The following is a 14,836-nucleotide window of genomic DNA, read 5'->3' on the forward strand; positions in this document are numbered from 1 at the left end:
TCCGCTACGAAATCGAAAGGCTTTCCCCCTTCTCTTTTCGATACAATGGCTTTCCAGCTGCTTTTGCGATGGCTGATAGTATACGTCTTTCATTGTTTAATATAACGATAGTTGTATTCGTTATAGCTCCTTCGAATGTTCTTGCATACTTTTCATACAATTGCTCTTCGATTTCTTCTGCATAGTTTTCAACGACGAGCGCCAAAATATAATACGGCCTTTCCGGCATCGCCTTTATCGTTTTTTTCACCAAATACGCTTCCATAATTTCTTCATGCTTCTCTATCTGCTCCAAGCACGCTGCGATTTCCTCTTGCGATTGATCGTGTGAAACAAAATGGTCATCTACCGATATACGTTCCATCTCCTGTTCCACTTCTTCTAATGTTTCCAACCAGCGCACATATCTTTCTCTCGCTCGTTCAAAGTTCTTTTCGTCGTCGCTCATGTCATAATACCAACAAATCGTTTCTAAAGCGGGCTCACGGCACTCCCAACTTAGTTCTGCTGCTCGTTCCAGCAATTTCAGTCCTTCTTCTTTCTTGTCTTCCACCAAGATTTTTCCTAACGCTAAATAAGCGAGCGCGGTGTCTTCATTAGCCGGAAATGAATGAATAATCTTCTCGTACATTGGAATTGCTTCGGTTGTGCTCTTAAACTTCTCAGTCAAAACCGCTTTTTCTAGCAACGCATTTAAATCGTCTACTTCTGTTGCGGCTAATTCCTCTAATCGCTTTCTTTCATCGCGATATTGCGCCACCTGTTCTTGCCATTCTTCTTCATTATACTCTTTCCACATTTGATCAAAATGTTCCAGAATTTGCTCGGCATTATTGAAATAAAAATGGAGCGCTTGTTCTTTGCCAATTTCCACAAGCTGTGGCTCGACATGTAAAGAGGCGAGACGGTCTTTTAAGCTCGGATGTGTATCCGTCACGCTGCTCTCTTCGGCCAATTCTTCGTTTAAGTAGCTTAAATACCTTTCTTTGTTTATCTCCCGTATTTTTCGAGCGAAATCCGAATATGGGTGCGGTACTGATCCATCGATGACGGATTGTTCAAATAATTCATCATAAAAATCCCGATAATAGTAAGGGCCCGTCATTGCTAAAACGCACAGCGCCTCAGCTTTGTCTTTATAGCTTGTTACTTGAGCCGCTGCTCGGTCCGCTTCATATTCTTGCTGCCTAGCTAATACAAACGTGTAAGCGTCATAACGCGGACAGTACCACTTGAAGAACCACCGGAACAAAAACGTACCGAACTGTTCATTTTTCTCTAGCGAATATAAAAGCCTTTCCCACGTATACCGAACCCGATATATTTTGGCGCCAAAAGCCGTATCCGCATGCGAAATATGAGCCAGCTCGTGGGCTAACACCGCTTTAAGCTGTGCAGGAGTCAATGTTAACAATAAAGGAAGCCCTAGTATGAGCACGTTTTGTTTAGGACCGAATAAACCAAATTTCGGAATTTGCGTTACCGCTGCATTCAATTCGCTAGTAAGTACGACCGCATGGATTTTAGGAGTTTTCATTTTTACGCGTAAATCTTCCAAAATGCGAAACAGCTCGATGGCTTCCTGTTTTTGTACATAATATCCTGCTGGCATCTCCATTCTAAACAGCAACGCTTTTAAAATGAAAAACGATAAAGACAGTGTTAGCACGAGTAGCTTTAGTCCTCCAAACGTGAATCCGTCTTCTAAAAACATCGATATCGAAACGCCAAATAAAAAAATAAAGATGCCTAAAAACACGAGAACGTAGCCATAACCTAGACCCGTAAGTCCAAGCACTTTAAGACGGTATAAATTCGGTCGACGAGACGCCTCCTTTTCGAGTTCGTTTACTAAAGCTATAAACCTTTCTTTTGTCATTATTTCCTCCCCCGCCATTGAGTATTTCAGTTAATATTATATATGACTTCAACTTGACGATAATAGACTACCTTTATTGGTAATCATTTGAATAACACGCTTCTAAAAGTTGAAGCGTCATACATGTATCAATAAGCTTAAGAAGCAGGGTGTTTCTTATCTATTTTCAAACCATTGTTGAACCGCTTGGAACAATGCGACCCCATTTTCGATTAAGTTCAAAACGTCTTCGATGGAAGTTTCGTCAGGATCACAGCGCTGCACATGCTTATAAAATCTTCTCCGACATGCTTGGTGTACATTTCAACAGTCCGCTGAACGGTGGATTTCGCTTCTTCTTTTACATTCAAGACATCGATTACCATTTCATCCCTCCCAAAAAAAGCAACATACCTTTTGTACAATGTAAAACCCCGCTCTTATCGGAGCAGGGGTAATCTTATATTTTCTATTCTTTTTTCTATTGTTTCTTTTCTTTCTCCTCTTTTTTCTCTTTTGTCTTGTTCTCCTTTCAATTGCCTTTTCTCATTTCTTCCTTTGCAATCTTTTGTGTCCTCTTTCTCTATTTTTGAATGTTCTTTCGGCCAACGACTCCTCTTTTCTTTTTCACGATTGCCCCGCTGTAGATACTTTTTTTCGGATTCAAAATCAAAAATGCCCCTTTTTGTTTTTTCGTGATGATCGTTATGACTGTGTTGTCGCTGTTGAAATTTTGGCAGTTCTACTTCTTTAGCATTGTGCTTCTTCTCCATTTCTGTTTGCATCTTCGTTTCGTTTTTCTCCACTTCCGGCTTCTTCTCATTCATCGGTTTTTTATTATGTTCCATTTGTTGTTTATTATTTTGCTGTAGTTGCTGATTTTGCTTCGGGTGTTGTTTATTTTGTTCTGACTGTTGTTTGTTTTGGTCTGGCTGTTGTTTATTTTGTTCTAATTGCTGTTTGTTTTGGTCTGGCGACGGTTCAATCATTTTTTTAATTTCTGCAGCTGATTTCTCTTTAATTTCTGCAACAGGCACTCCTTTGTTTTCGGCAATCGCTAATTTATTTGGAGAAACCCCTAATTTTTTCGCCTCATCATGCGTTCGTTTATTCATTTGAATAACTGCGACGGTCAAGTTCCTTTTTTGCTCGACGGTATGAATGGTTTTATCGATCTGTTCGTCGACCATTTTGCTTCTTTTGTTGAGAGGAGTGACGGAAATGATAACATCTCGCTCGTTCTTTAAATAGCCGTGCTCTTCACTTCGATCAATGATGTCTTCCATCACATCAACCAATTTTTTGTCTTTCCAATGTTTGAGTAAACGAATGATCGTTTTCCCATCTTCGTTATATGCTCTGATGTCTGTAACCGTTTGCATATTGTCAATCGACATTTCAATGCTTGGATTAATGTCGAGCGCTACATAAGCGTAAGCACTGTTTGTACTAAAGTTCATTAAGAACGGAATAACTATTAATAACAAAACTAGTGCGAAAGCAAATCGAGGGGTTTTTCGAACCCATAATATTCGTCCTACGCTTCTCTTTTCCTCTTGATGTGGTGAAAATGAAATCTCTTCACCGACTTGGTGCTCTTTATCTTTTTTCACCTTCAAAAACTCGCCATCAGAGGTCATAACGATGTAATAACGTTTACCCGCTTCCATAACAATTCCATTTTTCATTTTTTCACCCCCTTTAAATATTCTTTCAAATAAATATAATCTTCTGAAAGAAGAACGACGAGCGCAATTAAATATTTTCGGTTTCTCTCAAGTGTTTTCCGACTTACATCAACTAAATCGGACACTTCCTTAATAGGAAGCTTTTTTTTATCAAATAATTGCCGTTTTAAATTTTCATGCTGTAAAATCGTTTTCGCAATCTGTAACGTTGTCTCCCTCGTGTCTTTATGCTTTGGAGAATGTTCGGTTAAATCAAGCATTGTAATCCCAAATTCCTTTAGCTTTTCAGCATAGTGGCGGATTTCTTCTTTTCGCTGCTCTATTTCAATTTGTTTTTGATATTGTTCGCTCGTTGCTTTAATTTCATATGGATTTTCCATATCCTCTTCCCGTTCATCGAGCGAATAATTGTCATTCCTTTTTTCTTTTCGAATGTAATCAATAACACGGCGTTTAATGACCAAGCTTGCGAAAGATAAAAAACGGCTCCCTTTATCAGGTGTATATTTTTCAATCGCTTCGTTAAAAGCAATTAATCCGATACTAAACTCGTCATCATATTTCGGTTCAATTTTCCTTTTGCATACTTCTGAAACCTTCGTTGCGATAAACGGTTTGTATTGCTCAATAAAATCATCTAATTGATCGACGTCTCCATTTTGGAATTGCTCAATGACCTGTTCGATTTCATTGTCTTTTCTCTTTCTAAACAAACTGCGAAGCATTTCTTCACCCCTTGCCTTCCTTATGATATTCGTAACGCCAGCCATTTTTATGGGGGTGTCGCCATCAACTTTCATAAAATCAGTATACATCAAAAAAGCCCTCTTTGAGAGAGGGCTTGCTTGGTAATTATTTGTCATGTTTGTTTTCTTTATGGTTACCGTGCTCTTCGCTTTCGTGTTTATTTGTTTTTTTATTCTTAAACTCCGTTTTTTCTTGAGGTTGGCGTTGCTTCGCATGTTGTGTTTGAACTTCTTTGTGCGTTTGTTGACTATGTTTTGGTGCTTCTTCACGCGTTTTTTCACCGCGTTTTTCAACTTCTTCTTTTGCTTTTACCTCGCGTTTTTTAGCTTCCTCTGAGGCTTGCTCTTTATGCGTGTTTGCCCCTTTGTGCTGTTTTTCTACTTTTCGAACAGGTTCTTTGCTTACTTCTTTTACATCTACAGCAGTTTCAATCGTTGTTTCCTTTTGAGCATCTTCTGCATCCGTTTTTTCGCTAGTTTCTGTTGCTTCTTTATCCTCTTTCACTTGGTCTTGCTTCTTATTCGAAAATTCCGTCTTTTTCTCTTCTAACTTCGCTAGCTTTTTCTCAAACTGCTCTACTTTTTTATCATCGCCGTTTGTTTTCGCTTCTTCTAACGCCGCCGTTAAACGTTTTTCTTTAATCATTGTGGCAATTTGTTTAGGGTGAAGACCGTTTTCTTTCGCTAATTCTCCAAAGCCTTTTCCATCTTTTACAGCAGCAGAGATTTCCTCTACCGTTTTTCCCGTTGCTTCCGCTAATGCGACAATTTTGGCGATTTCGCCATATCCAAATCCTTGATCGCGCAAAGATTGAACAACCTTTTCATCGATACCTTTGACAACATTTGCGACCGCTTTCGTTGTTTCTTGCGTTTCCTCTAATGCTTCTTTTGTTTTTTCATCTAAGTCTTCAGAAATCGCTTCCTCTGACTTCTCATCGACATTTGCTGTTTCCTCTAACTTATCCGTTAAATCTTCTTGTTTTTCACCTGTTAATTCGTCTTCATGAACCGCTTCAGATACCTTTTCTTGCGATTGCGCAAGTAATTTCATATATTCTTCCACTGCTTCTTTCACAAATTCTTGCTTTTCTGCCTCTGTCATCACTTTCGCTTCCGCAAGTCGCTCTTTGGCAAATTGAAGCAATAGCTCACTTTCTTTCTCAGAATCGCCTGTCATCGCTAACTGCAAATCTTCTAAAATCTTGTCAAACGTATACAGAAAGCTGTCAGGCGTTGTTCCTGCTTCAGATGCAGAAATTGTTGTCGCAGTTTGTTGTTCCGTGCTGACATTTGATCCTGTTGCCGTATCGTTGCCATCGGCAAACGCATGGGTTCCGCCTAAAATGGATGTGAGTAGCACACTTGTTGCTAAAACATTTTTTACTTTTAGCATTTTATTCACCTTGTTTCCCTCCTTGTTTGTTTCCGAGAATATACTTCGCATGCGTTTTATCGTTTTGTGAGGGCCAAGCCAAAAAAAAATTTGTGGATGATGTCGAATCTCGCAACAACCTGCATGTCGCTAGTAATATTGTCGGTTTCGTGCTTCTTCAAGGAACTTATAGATGCGAGTATGTAGAAGCTTTTAACTATATTAAGGCAAAATAGAGGGAACTTTTTAGAGGAACATCATCAATGGGGGGATTTCTCGATTACCAGTCTCTTCAATACGGTAGAAATACTGCTCATCTTCATTTAGTTTACAACATGAAAACAATCGGAAAAAGATGGCCGTCCCTTAAGCGAGCAACACTATTTGTCGCTTGCTCAAGGAACGATACGTAATAATTAAAGATCTTTAAAAACAAATTCACGGTATTTTACAAACCCGTGCTTTTTATAAAAGGCTTTCGCTACCTCATTATCGACCCAATAGTCTAATTCAATTTTGTCAATTCCGTTGGCTTTGGCCATTTCATATATCGCCTCCATCAATCGGGAGCCGTACCCTTTTCCTTGATGGCTTGTGACAATGCTGATTTGATGCACATATATGGATTTACGGGGCTTCCAAAACGGGTTGTCGTCGTAATCTCTCATTTCCAGCCAAGCGTAGCCTACCGGTTCATCGTCCTCTAATAAAAGAAAAACGAAATTCGGTTGGTCAATAACAGCTTTAAAGAAATTTTTCATACTTTCGTAATCATATTCTTTAAAATAGTTCGGATATAGATTTACATGTAGATCGTGTACATGTTTATTCAATGCGGCAATTAGCTTGTAATCGTTAGTCCGGCTTATTTTCATTATTTCTCCCCCCTTTTTCTAAGTTATTACTTAAGATTGCGTTGTAACATGGCAAGAAAAGACTAAAAATATTCTTTTGCCTTGCATCAACCTTATCCTATTCATAAAACTCCTTCATCTTTCTTCCATGGTCTTTTCTTTTGTGTTAGGCTAAGTACAAACCTATACAAAAAAACAACAAGCGCGGATGCTTTGTTGCACAGTTTGTGTATCATTCCGCTTCTTGATAGCGAAACGACCCATAGCAACATCCACATCTTGTTGTCTTTTTTGCGTTTATTCTTCAATAGGCTCCGCTTCTTTTTTCATATACCCCATCGCAAGCCAAGCGTAAACTAATGCAATAACAAAATAGATAAAGCCGGAAAGTTTCAAATGGAATAGCTTAAAGATGATATCAAGTATCATCGGCAACGACAGAGAATAAATGCTTAAGCTGTATAACCGGCCAAAAGATAGACGAATTTTTCGAATGCTAGAAATAATGGAGTTAATGATTGCTAAAAACAGCGCGCTAACCATTTTTCCGATAAAAAATGCAATCCAAGCAACCACCGCAATAATTGGGGCCAACCATTTTAAATGTGGGAGAAAATTAACGACATCTTGCTTAGTAAAAGCTACATCTTGAAATTCATTAAACGAAATAATCCTTGTTTCCGCCGAGTTTCTCTTGACAATCATGCGATCCTTTAAAATAAGCATGGCCGATTCGTATTGATTTAAGGCATCCTCCGTCGTTTTTCCCGTCGTGTCAATAATCGTTACTTCATCTTTCGAACCGCGCAAGATGATCGGCATTTTCCCCTTTACGTCTAACTCGCCATTTTGAAATGTAAAATCAGGCATATTGTTGGATAAATCGGTCGTAAAATTTCCAATGCTTCGATTGAGTTGGTACCCAATAATCACACTGTTGAGCGTTCCGAAAAGCAACGTAAATAAAAACAAATATAAAAAGGCTCTCCCTACCCCTTGCGCGATCATATCTGGATAACGCCTTATATCTACCACACTATAGCTCAGTTTTTTAAAAAAGTTCATATGATGCCCTCCTTCAAATTCGCTGCCATAATAATTTCAATTCTTCTTTTCAACATTCATTTTTGTCCTTCCGTTTATTGCGCTATTTTTGTCCGGAATAATCGCATGCCTAACGCTTTGAACCTCCTTTTTCAACTTGGTTTGATTTACCAATAGAATAACATGAAACCACTACTGTTGATACAGTAAATACTAACGGACAAAAATGAAAAAAGTTTCATCAAAGTTGGTAGTGCATTGCCCCCATCTAGCCGTTTATATATAATGTGCGCACCCAACCGGCTCGAACGCATAATATGGCCGCTGTTGCACAGCCTAAACATAAAAGGAAAGGTTTGATATATGAGAAAGTGGCTGATGATTTTATTGATTTTTAGTTTATGGACTGTTGAATCCTTAAGCACCCCTCTCTATACGGCCAAAGCTGAAACCACGCCCCCTCTATATGCCAAATGGGGCCGGTTAGCCGTTCAGAAAACAAAAGAAAAATACCCAAACGCCAAAATAGTCGACTATCTTCACGTAGGCCGCAAGCAAGGAGCGAATGTGACAAGCGAAAAATTTAAGCTATGGCTGAAAACAGATCGTAAAGAATTTGGCGTATTTGTCACGATTACTTTCAACACCGCCACTGAACAAGTGATTGGCATCACCTTCCAAGAAACGCCAAGATAAACGGCGCGGTCAAATCGCCGCGCCGTTTTCGGTTCGCTCAATACGAATAAATAAAATCATTTACTCTGATACTTGCGATTGGAATGAACCTCCCCCACCTACACTTCGCTTAGAGGCGGGAGACTTCTCGGCGGGTTATGTTAATTGTCAATTTTGTGCAAATTTTATTTATTAATGGACAATATCGACGTTCTTTTCCCGTTTTATAGCCCAAATATAAAGAAGAATACCAATTAATATGATCACGCTGTAAGCCGCGGGCCCGAAATAGATCGGCATACTGATCTCTGTAATTCGGACTACTAAGTAATCGATGCCGAATTTTAAAAACAAAATTACTAACGGAACTTGAAAGCCAACGAGCGATATATAATTAGAAACAAAGTTGGACAATACGCCAACAATAATCGTCAACACAAAAGCGAGTATATAAATACAGCCGACCGTCAACAAAATATATTGGAGAAACGTAAGGTGAAACCAGAATATTTCGTAAGAGAAAACGGAACTGATATCCGCTTTAAAAAACAAATGGACATCATTTCCTCGATACAACATAAAAAATAGAGCGAGTTCAAGCGATGTTACCAATCCCGCTGCGATCAATGCAGCCCATAGCTTTAGGTGAAATAAGCGGCGGCCTGTCTTGCTTGCATATTGCAACAACACGATATGCTGGCGGCGATCTCTTAGAAAGATCGGCGACACAACAAACATAACACTAACCGTAATCAAAATCGCCATGTTTCCTATAAGCGATTGATAATTGTCTAACACTTCACTAGACATGATATGCCCAGATGTTACAACTTCTTTTGTTCTTTTATATTCCTCTTGCGTTAGTGGCTTGTCGAAAGGCCAATCCCATTTATGCTCATAATATTCTATTAAACTTTCCCGCGCTTGAAGCTCCCAAAATAAATCTCCCTGATCTGCAAACATGATTCGCCCCACAAGTTCGCCTATCTTCGGATTTTCCCGGTCCACTTCACGAAATTTCGCATACGTACCGATCCCCGCTTGCACGTACTCGGGCCGCGCCTGCAAATAGGCGTCCGCTTCTTTTTTCCTTTTTTCATACACCGCTTTAAAATGGGCAAATTCTTGATCGTTCATCATATATCCGTATTGCCGGATCATCTCCTTGGTCACTCGATAAGAATCCAGAGCTGGCCGGCCGTTTGGAAAATGGGTAAAGTCAAATTGAAGAAATAGATAATAAAAGAGAAGGCAAATAAGAAAAAGCAAGCAAACGATTTTCCATTGAAATAGTTTTTTGAGTTCATATAAGATGATTCGCATACAATCTCTCCTTAATGAATGGGTTCTTTTTTAAATTTGAGCAAAGTAATAGCCATTGCCGCTGTCAGCAAGACGATCCATACAATAATTGTCATTGGAACATAATTTTTAGGAAAGAACACATTCCAGCCCATGAACCAAAGATGCGGATTTAAAACTAGAGAAAAAGGGGTGTATATTGTCCAAAATAATGCTAAGGACGACTTAGGCATGATACCCGGTACAAAAACAGCAACGCCAAATCCGATGGCAAATAAAGCATAAGCGACATAGTTGTTTTTGCACCACATAGAAATCACATAGGCGACCATTGCGAAAAAAAGCTGGCAAATTATAAAAACGACGACAATCAATCCAAGGTAGGCAGCAAACGGTAATTTCCACCAGGAAATATACGGAAACGAAAACTCACGGTTAAAAAAGCTGCTAACTGGCACATGCCAAAGACCGCTATAGTCAAACAGAAGAAAATAGACGGATAAACTAGGTCCGACAATGGTGGTGCTCACACATAAGGCGGCGACTAAGCTGGCGGCTAACTTATCAACCATGAGTCTTCTTCCTCTTTTTGAACTATACGCCGTCAAATGGGTGCGGTTTTGAAATTCGTATGTCACGATATGCGCTGTTATCAGTACGACTAAAACCATCGTCTGAAAAATCATGGACCGCATCAAGTCTTTAAACAAAAGCGCATGCATCCGATATATCATGCCGAAGAAAAACAATGTTTTATGCTCTCCGTTTTGAACCAGTTCGTCAAGACGCTCGCCCAATTTTCTATAATAGTGCCTCGTATGTTCTGCCGCGGCTCCTTTTAAACCGTACCCGCGAATATCAGACAGCGCATTTTTTGACAAATCTAGCTTGCGATAAAAGTCGTCAATGTTCGAGATCGACTCATAATAGTTTTCAATCATTGCCGTCTCCATCATTACATGAAACTCAGCCTTGTTGAAATTCTCCCTATTTTTATATTCAGACGGCGCAAAGAAGTCGTTCGCGCGTTTGTATGTTTTACCGATTTTTTTGTTTGTCAGTTCGTTCATTTTTTCTAACTTCGCTAAATAGTAAACTCTCAGTTTCGCAAACATTTTTTCATCAATTTGATAGCCAAACTTGTCTACTAGTTCGTTTGTCACCTTTAATTCGTCGCGAATACCGGCATGTTTATAGAGAAGCGAAAAGTTTAGAAATAAAAACAGCGATATTAATACATAGACAACTGGCGACCGAAATGCTTTTTTCAACTCCAGCTGCCAAAGGCTCATAGCGCGCCCTCCCCTCGCATCTCGTCGCGATATACATACAAAAACACATCTTCAAGATTCGGCTTCACCGCAGTCCATGCAGGTTCCGGCGCTCCTTTAGCAACAAAGCGAACTTTTAATAAACCGTCCTCTTGTCTTTCGGATAACGGAAAAACGCGTTGTTTCAATGTAGCGACTTGTTCGTACGAAATGACCGTTTCATATACGACGCCTTCCATCATTTTACAAATATGCAGGATCCGATCTTTGTATAAAATTTTTTGATCTTTAAGCATAATCACTTCATTGGCAATCGACTCGACGTCAGATACGATATGCGTTGATAAAATCACGATGCGGTCCCTTCCTAATTCCGACAGCAAATTGCGAAAGCGCACGCGCTCCTTTGGGTCAAGCCCCGCCGTCGGCTCGTCCAATATTAATATTTTTGGGTCATTGAGCATCGCCTGTGCAATCCCGACACGCTGAATCATTCCGCCGGAAAACTTTTTCATTTTTTTGGTTGCTACATCGTCAAGGGCGACTAGTTTTAATAATCGATCGATTCGTTGCTCGAGCGTTTCTGGATCAATCCCCTTCAGCGCCCCGATATACGATAAAAATTGCTTGGGGCTAAAGTTTTTATAATAGCCGAACTCTTGCGGCAAATACCCTAAAATTTCCCGATATGATTCGCCTAATGTGCTAATGTTTGTTCCGTTATATAAAATCTCTCCTTTGCTCGGAAAAATTAGCGTCGCCAATAGCTTGATCAACGTCGTTTTTCCCGCCCCGTTCGGCGCGAGCAGCCCGTAGATTCCGCTCGAAAACTCTAAATCAATATCTTTCAGCGCTTCAAAGTTACCATAGTTTTTACTAACATGATTGACGACTAGCATATTACACCACTCCTTCTGTTGTTCTTACTTGCATCATGTTTTTCAATTGTTGAATGTAGACAAAAATAAGGGTAATCACAACGACGAGATAGATCGAAATAGAGATCTGATTTAAAATGAACAAATAAAAATGTTTGCTCCAAATAAACGCGCTGCTATTCAGGAGCACCCAACCGGTTAGCAACAATAGCCTCACGATTCGCAAGCGGCGACCGAGTAAAATAAATAACGCCAACACGGCAAACAGAAACAGGCCTGTTGCTGATATGAGAAATGCTTTAATGAATGAAATATAGTTATAAGCCATGACGGTTGCCGCAATCATCAATGTATTGACGGCAAAACAAAACACGCTAAAAATCAGCATTCGAAGCGAGGAAAGTTGAAAAATATCGTATTTGCACGTCATTTCAAGCTCGTATGTGCGATTGTCCCACATGCGATAAAAAGAGACGGAACAAACGAGCAAATACAGAAGCGGCGATGCGACAAAAATAAACGTATATATATTTTCCGCTTCGATATGCTCACGGGCGTGCAGCCCCATCGCTAAAAGCAGCGCCGTCCCCAAAATAACGAGAAAGAATAGCTCTGTATAATTCGGCAATAAAGTATAAAATCCAAGCTGTCGATAGAGCGTATATACTTTGCGAAAAAACGGCTCTTTATCAGGCATTCCCTTTTGCACAATAAAATGGACATGTTTGGCAATCTCTTCATCGCTCGGAAAGTCCAATTGAAATCGTTCTTTATTCATGGGCATCACCTATCAATTTTTTTATTTTTCTTATCGTGCTATAAAATTTTGTTTTTACCGTCGATTCGGTTAAACCAGTAGCCTCGGCAATCTCTGCAAAAGTATATTCACCAAACAGCTTAAGGCGGAACACTTGCTGGGCAGACGCTTCCAACGCATTCAAAGCCGCCAAAATCCGCTCCACTTCCTCCTTGTATTCTAATTTCAGCGTAAAATCTTCTTCTTTTCCCAGTTCGCCATCGATCTGCACCGATGTTTGATGCTGCCGATAGTATTTGGAACGGTAATAGTTAACGATTTGATAAGTCGCAATACGGTATAGCCACGTTCGAAATGACGATTTTTTCTCGTCATACGAATGGATTGAACGCAACATACTAATAAACGTCTCTTGTGTTAAATCCATTGCCAACTCTTTGTTTAACGTTTGCTTGTAAAGATAAGTGTACAAATCCTTATAATAAAAGCTGACGAGTTGGTTAGCGGCATCACGATCCGATTTTTTTACTTTGGCAATCCATTTCTGTACTTGGTCCATTTGTTTCGACTCCCACTTCTTCCCTTGGCAAAGCTTTCATTCATATATTCGCAATTTGTTAGAAAATAGTTTTAGAGTTTAAAAAATTTGTTTAAAATACATCAAAAATCTCTATAAAACTCCAACATCCCTTTTTAAAAAAATGTGATCATTTTGATAATATAACCAAACTATATTTGTTTGCTCATTGAGTCACTACGATTAAGGAAGCCAACTGCTACTTTTTCTAAGATGTGACTTCGCTTTCTGTACAATATAAAAATAACCTAGCAAACAGAAGAGCCACAGTTTCAATAACGAACACACGTGCTATAATATAGTAAAGCAAACTCTTACAACACTGAAACAAGTGTATAATTGTATCGCTGCAAGGAGGAGAACGGATGAACCACAAAATGATTGAAAAAGACCCATTTCAAGTAGTCGGAGTCAAACGAACCTTCTCATCAAGCAACGGAGAACACGTGACAGGCATTCCGAAACTGTGGGAAGAAGTTCATCAAGATGGAACGATTGATTTATTATTAACGCTGAACAACGGCTCGTTAAAAGGAGTGCTTGGCGTATGCGCTTCAAGCGGCGATGCGGAGCAAACGATCGATTATTGGATTGCTGTTGAACACAACGGAGATGCCCTGCCCGATGGACTAGCCAAATTTGAAATCCCGTCATCCAAATGGGTCGTGTTCGAGGTGCGCGGCCCGATGCCAGAGGCGATGCAAAAAGCGTGATGCCAGAGGCGATGCAAAAAGCGTGGGCGTATATTTTTTCCGAATGGTTTCCGACACAACCTTACCAATATGCGGGAACGCCGCAACTCGAGGTATATCCGGACGGGGACCCGTCGAGTCATGATTATCGTTCAGAAATATGGGTGCCGATTCGATAAATAAGCATTCAACTAGAAAAAATGAAAGGGGCTTCTTTGTCAAAGCGGCTCCTTCATTTATTACGCGCCCGTTTTGCTAGGTGACACACGCATAAAATCGCTTACCTCCTTCCCATACTATCAGCAAGGAGGTGAGCGTAATGGCGGAAAAAGTCGTAGCGGTCCGCAAAAACGGCGATGGCGATATTGTAGAATTGAAGCTGTCTTCGGGGCGGGTTGTCGATTACAAGCAGGCGCAAGTGATGGCACAAAACGGTGAAATTGAAGGTGTGAATACGTTTAGAGGAAAGGACGGCGACTTGCATCTTCGCAGCAACGCCGACGGAGACCCAAGCAACAACCTCGACAATTTGCCGACGTTTTAACAGAAAAGAGCCTATAACGGCTCTTTTCTTACAACTTATTTGTCTGGGCTAACTGGGATTGAATATACGTTCTCGTTTCTTCCACGTCCTCCACATCCCTTTTTGGAATAATACATGCGCTCACCGCGCTATTGTACAAATAAAAGTAACCTTCACTTTCCTTAAAATCTTTTATGCCCGACCAGCTTACTTTCGTTTCGCCGCACGAGGTTGAATCAACAACTCCCTCCTCTGTCATGACGAGGTGATGTTCCCCTACCAATCCTTCGTTATTTCCATCCCGGATCATTCTTTTGGCGTTGCGGGCTACAACTCTATAAAAGTAATTCGGATAAAACACGATCCACAAAAGTCCCATAATAAAAAATGTGGTTAGCAATCCTAACAAAGAAAGGTTTCCGATTTTGGAAAATACGTAGGCAAGCAAAGGAAAAATAATCGGTGTCACAAACCGCTGCATATTCAATGTCCTCTGAGCGGCTTTAGAGTTTCTTACATGAAACAAATTAAAGTTGATATAGTCTTCTTCTGTTAGTCGATAACGAATTTCCATTTTGTAGTTTCCTCCATGATAC

Annotated in this window: 17 protein-coding genes; 4 read left to right on the forward strand and 13 right to left on the reverse strand. The window is 40.0% G+C overall.

Going from position 1 to position 14,836, the window contains the following annotated elements; translation table 11 throughout:
* Positions 1-4 precede the first annotated feature (4 nt).
* The 7 genes from N667_RS0111650 to N667_RS0111685 form a co-directional block, all read right to left on the reverse strand.
* Positions 5-1,879 carry a M48 family metallopeptidase gene (locus tag N667_RS0111650; protein WP_027409739.1) on the reverse strand — a complete coding sequence of 625 codons (1,875 nt, stop codon included), beginning with the start codon at positions 1,877-1,879 and terminating at the stop codon, positions 5-7.
* 218 nt (positions 1,880-2,097) lie between these two features.
* Complete coding sequence (locus N667_RS19815) at positions 2,098-2,244, reverse strand: hypothetical protein (protein ID WP_156936124.1); 147 nt, start codon at positions 2,242-2,244, stop codon at positions 2,098-2,100.
* Between the two features lie 54 nt (positions 2,245-2,298).
* Positions 2,299-3,546, reverse strand: coding sequence for an anti-sigma factor domain-containing protein (locus N667_RS0111660; RefSeq protein ID WP_027409740.1), 1,248 nt, complete (start codon positions 3,544-3,546; stop codon positions 2,299-2,301).
* Positions 3,543-4,271: an RNA polymerase sigma-I factor gene (gene sigI / locus N667_RS0111665; RefSeq protein ID WP_027409741.1), complete on the reverse strand. Its 729-nt coding sequence runs from the start codon at positions 4,269-4,271 to the stop codon at positions 3,543-3,545. Before sigI ends, N667_RS0111660 begins: the two co-directional genes overlap by 4 nt.
* Positions 4,272-4,398: 127 nt before the next feature.
* Positions 4,399-5,688, reverse strand: a complete 1,290-nt coding sequence (locus N667_RS0111670) for a DUF5667 domain-containing protein (protein ID WP_232223966.1) — start codon at positions 5,686-5,688, stop codon at positions 4,399-4,401.
* 395 nt (positions 5,689-6,083) lie between these two features.
* Positions 6,084-6,542 (reverse strand): GNAT family N-acetyltransferase, encoded by a 459-nt coding sequence (locus N667_RS0111675; RefSeq protein WP_027409743.1) that lies wholly within the window; start codon positions 6,540-6,542, stop codon positions 6,084-6,086.
* A gap of 276 nt (positions 6,543-6,818) precedes the next feature.
* Positions 6,819-7,586: a DUF1189 domain-containing protein gene (locus N667_RS0111685; RefSeq protein ID WP_027409745.1), complete on the reverse strand. Its 768-nt coding sequence runs from the start codon at positions 7,584-7,586 to the stop codon at positions 6,819-6,821.
* Between the two features lie 342 nt (positions 7,587-7,928).
* Here N667_RS0111685 and N667_RS0111690 point away from each other — a divergent pair, with 342 nt between their 5' ends.
* Complete coding sequence (locus N667_RS0111690) at positions 7,929-8,261, forward strand: YqzG/YhdC family protein (protein ID WP_027409746.1); 333 nt, start codon at positions 7,929-7,931, stop codon at positions 8,259-8,261.
* Between the two features lie 171 nt (positions 8,262-8,432).
* On the opposite strand, the gene N667_RS0111695 is transcribed toward N667_RS0111690, so the two are convergent.
* From N667_RS0111695 to N667_RS0111715, 5 genes are read right to left on the reverse strand one after another with little or no spacing between them, the layout of a single operon-like run.
* Complete coding sequence (locus N667_RS0111695) at positions 8,433-9,563, reverse strand: hypothetical protein (protein ID WP_027409747.1); 1,131 nt, start codon at positions 9,561-9,563, stop codon at positions 8,433-8,435.
* Between the two features lie 11 nt (positions 9,564-9,574).
* Positions 9,575-10,834: an ABC transporter permease gene (locus N667_RS0111700; RefSeq protein WP_027409748.1), complete on the reverse strand. Its 1,260-nt coding sequence runs from the start codon at positions 10,832-10,834 to the stop codon at positions 9,575-9,577.
* A complete protein-coding gene (locus tag N667_RS0111705; RefSeq protein WP_027409749.1) occupies positions 10,831-11,712 on the reverse strand; it encodes an ABC transporter ATP-binding protein in 882 nt (293 codons plus the stop codon). The genes N667_RS0111700 and N667_RS0111705 overlap by 4 nt, the downstream gene beginning before the upstream one ends.
* 1 nt (position 11,713) lies before the next feature.
* Entirely contained in the window at positions 11,714-12,469 is a 756-nt protein-coding gene (locus N667_RS0111710; protein WP_027409750.1) for a hypothetical protein, read from the reverse strand.
* Positions 12,462-13,007, reverse strand: coding sequence for an RNA polymerase sigma factor (locus tag N667_RS0111715; protein WP_027409751.1), 546 nt, complete (start codon positions 13,005-13,007; stop codon positions 12,462-12,464). Before N667_RS0111715 ends, N667_RS0111710 begins: the two co-directional genes overlap by 8 nt.
* 383 nt (positions 13,008-13,390) lie before the next feature.
* Here N667_RS0111715 and N667_RS18645 point away from each other — a divergent pair, with 383 nt between their 5' ends.
* From N667_RS18645 to N667_RS0111725, 3 genes are all read left to right on the forward strand, one after another.
* Positions 13,391-13,738 carry a GyrI-like domain-containing protein gene (locus N667_RS18645; protein ID WP_269528354.1) on the forward strand — a complete coding sequence of 116 codons (348 nt, stop codon included), beginning with the start codon at positions 13,391-13,393 and terminating at the stop codon, positions 13,736-13,738.
* Positions 13,738-13,896 (forward strand): GyrI-like domain-containing protein, encoded by a 159-nt coding sequence (locus tag N667_RS20340; protein WP_269528356.1) that lies wholly within the window; start codon positions 13,738-13,740, stop codon positions 13,894-13,896. The genes N667_RS18645 and N667_RS20340 overlap by 1 nt, the downstream gene beginning before the upstream one ends.
* A gap of 140 nt (positions 13,897-14,036) precedes the next feature.
* A complete protein-coding gene (locus tag N667_RS0111725; RefSeq protein ID WP_027409752.1) occupies positions 14,037-14,261 on the forward strand; it encodes a DUF3892 domain-containing protein in 225 nt (74 codons plus the stop codon).
* A gap of 28 nt (positions 14,262-14,289) precedes the next feature.
* Here N667_RS0111725 and N667_RS0111730 read toward each other — a convergent pair whose 3' ends face one another.
* Positions 14,290-14,814, reverse strand: a complete 525-nt coding sequence (locus N667_RS0111730) for a YcxB family protein (RefSeq protein WP_027409753.1) — start codon at positions 14,812-14,814, stop codon at positions 14,290-14,292.
* Between the last annotated feature and the right edge of the window lie 22 nt (positions 14,815-14,836).

The sequence above is a fragment of the Anoxybacillus tepidamans PS2 genome (assembly GCF_000620165.1).
Taxonomy (GTDB): domain Bacteria; phylum Bacillota; class Bacilli; order Bacillales; family Anoxybacillaceae; genus Anoxybacteroides; species Anoxybacteroides tepidamans_A.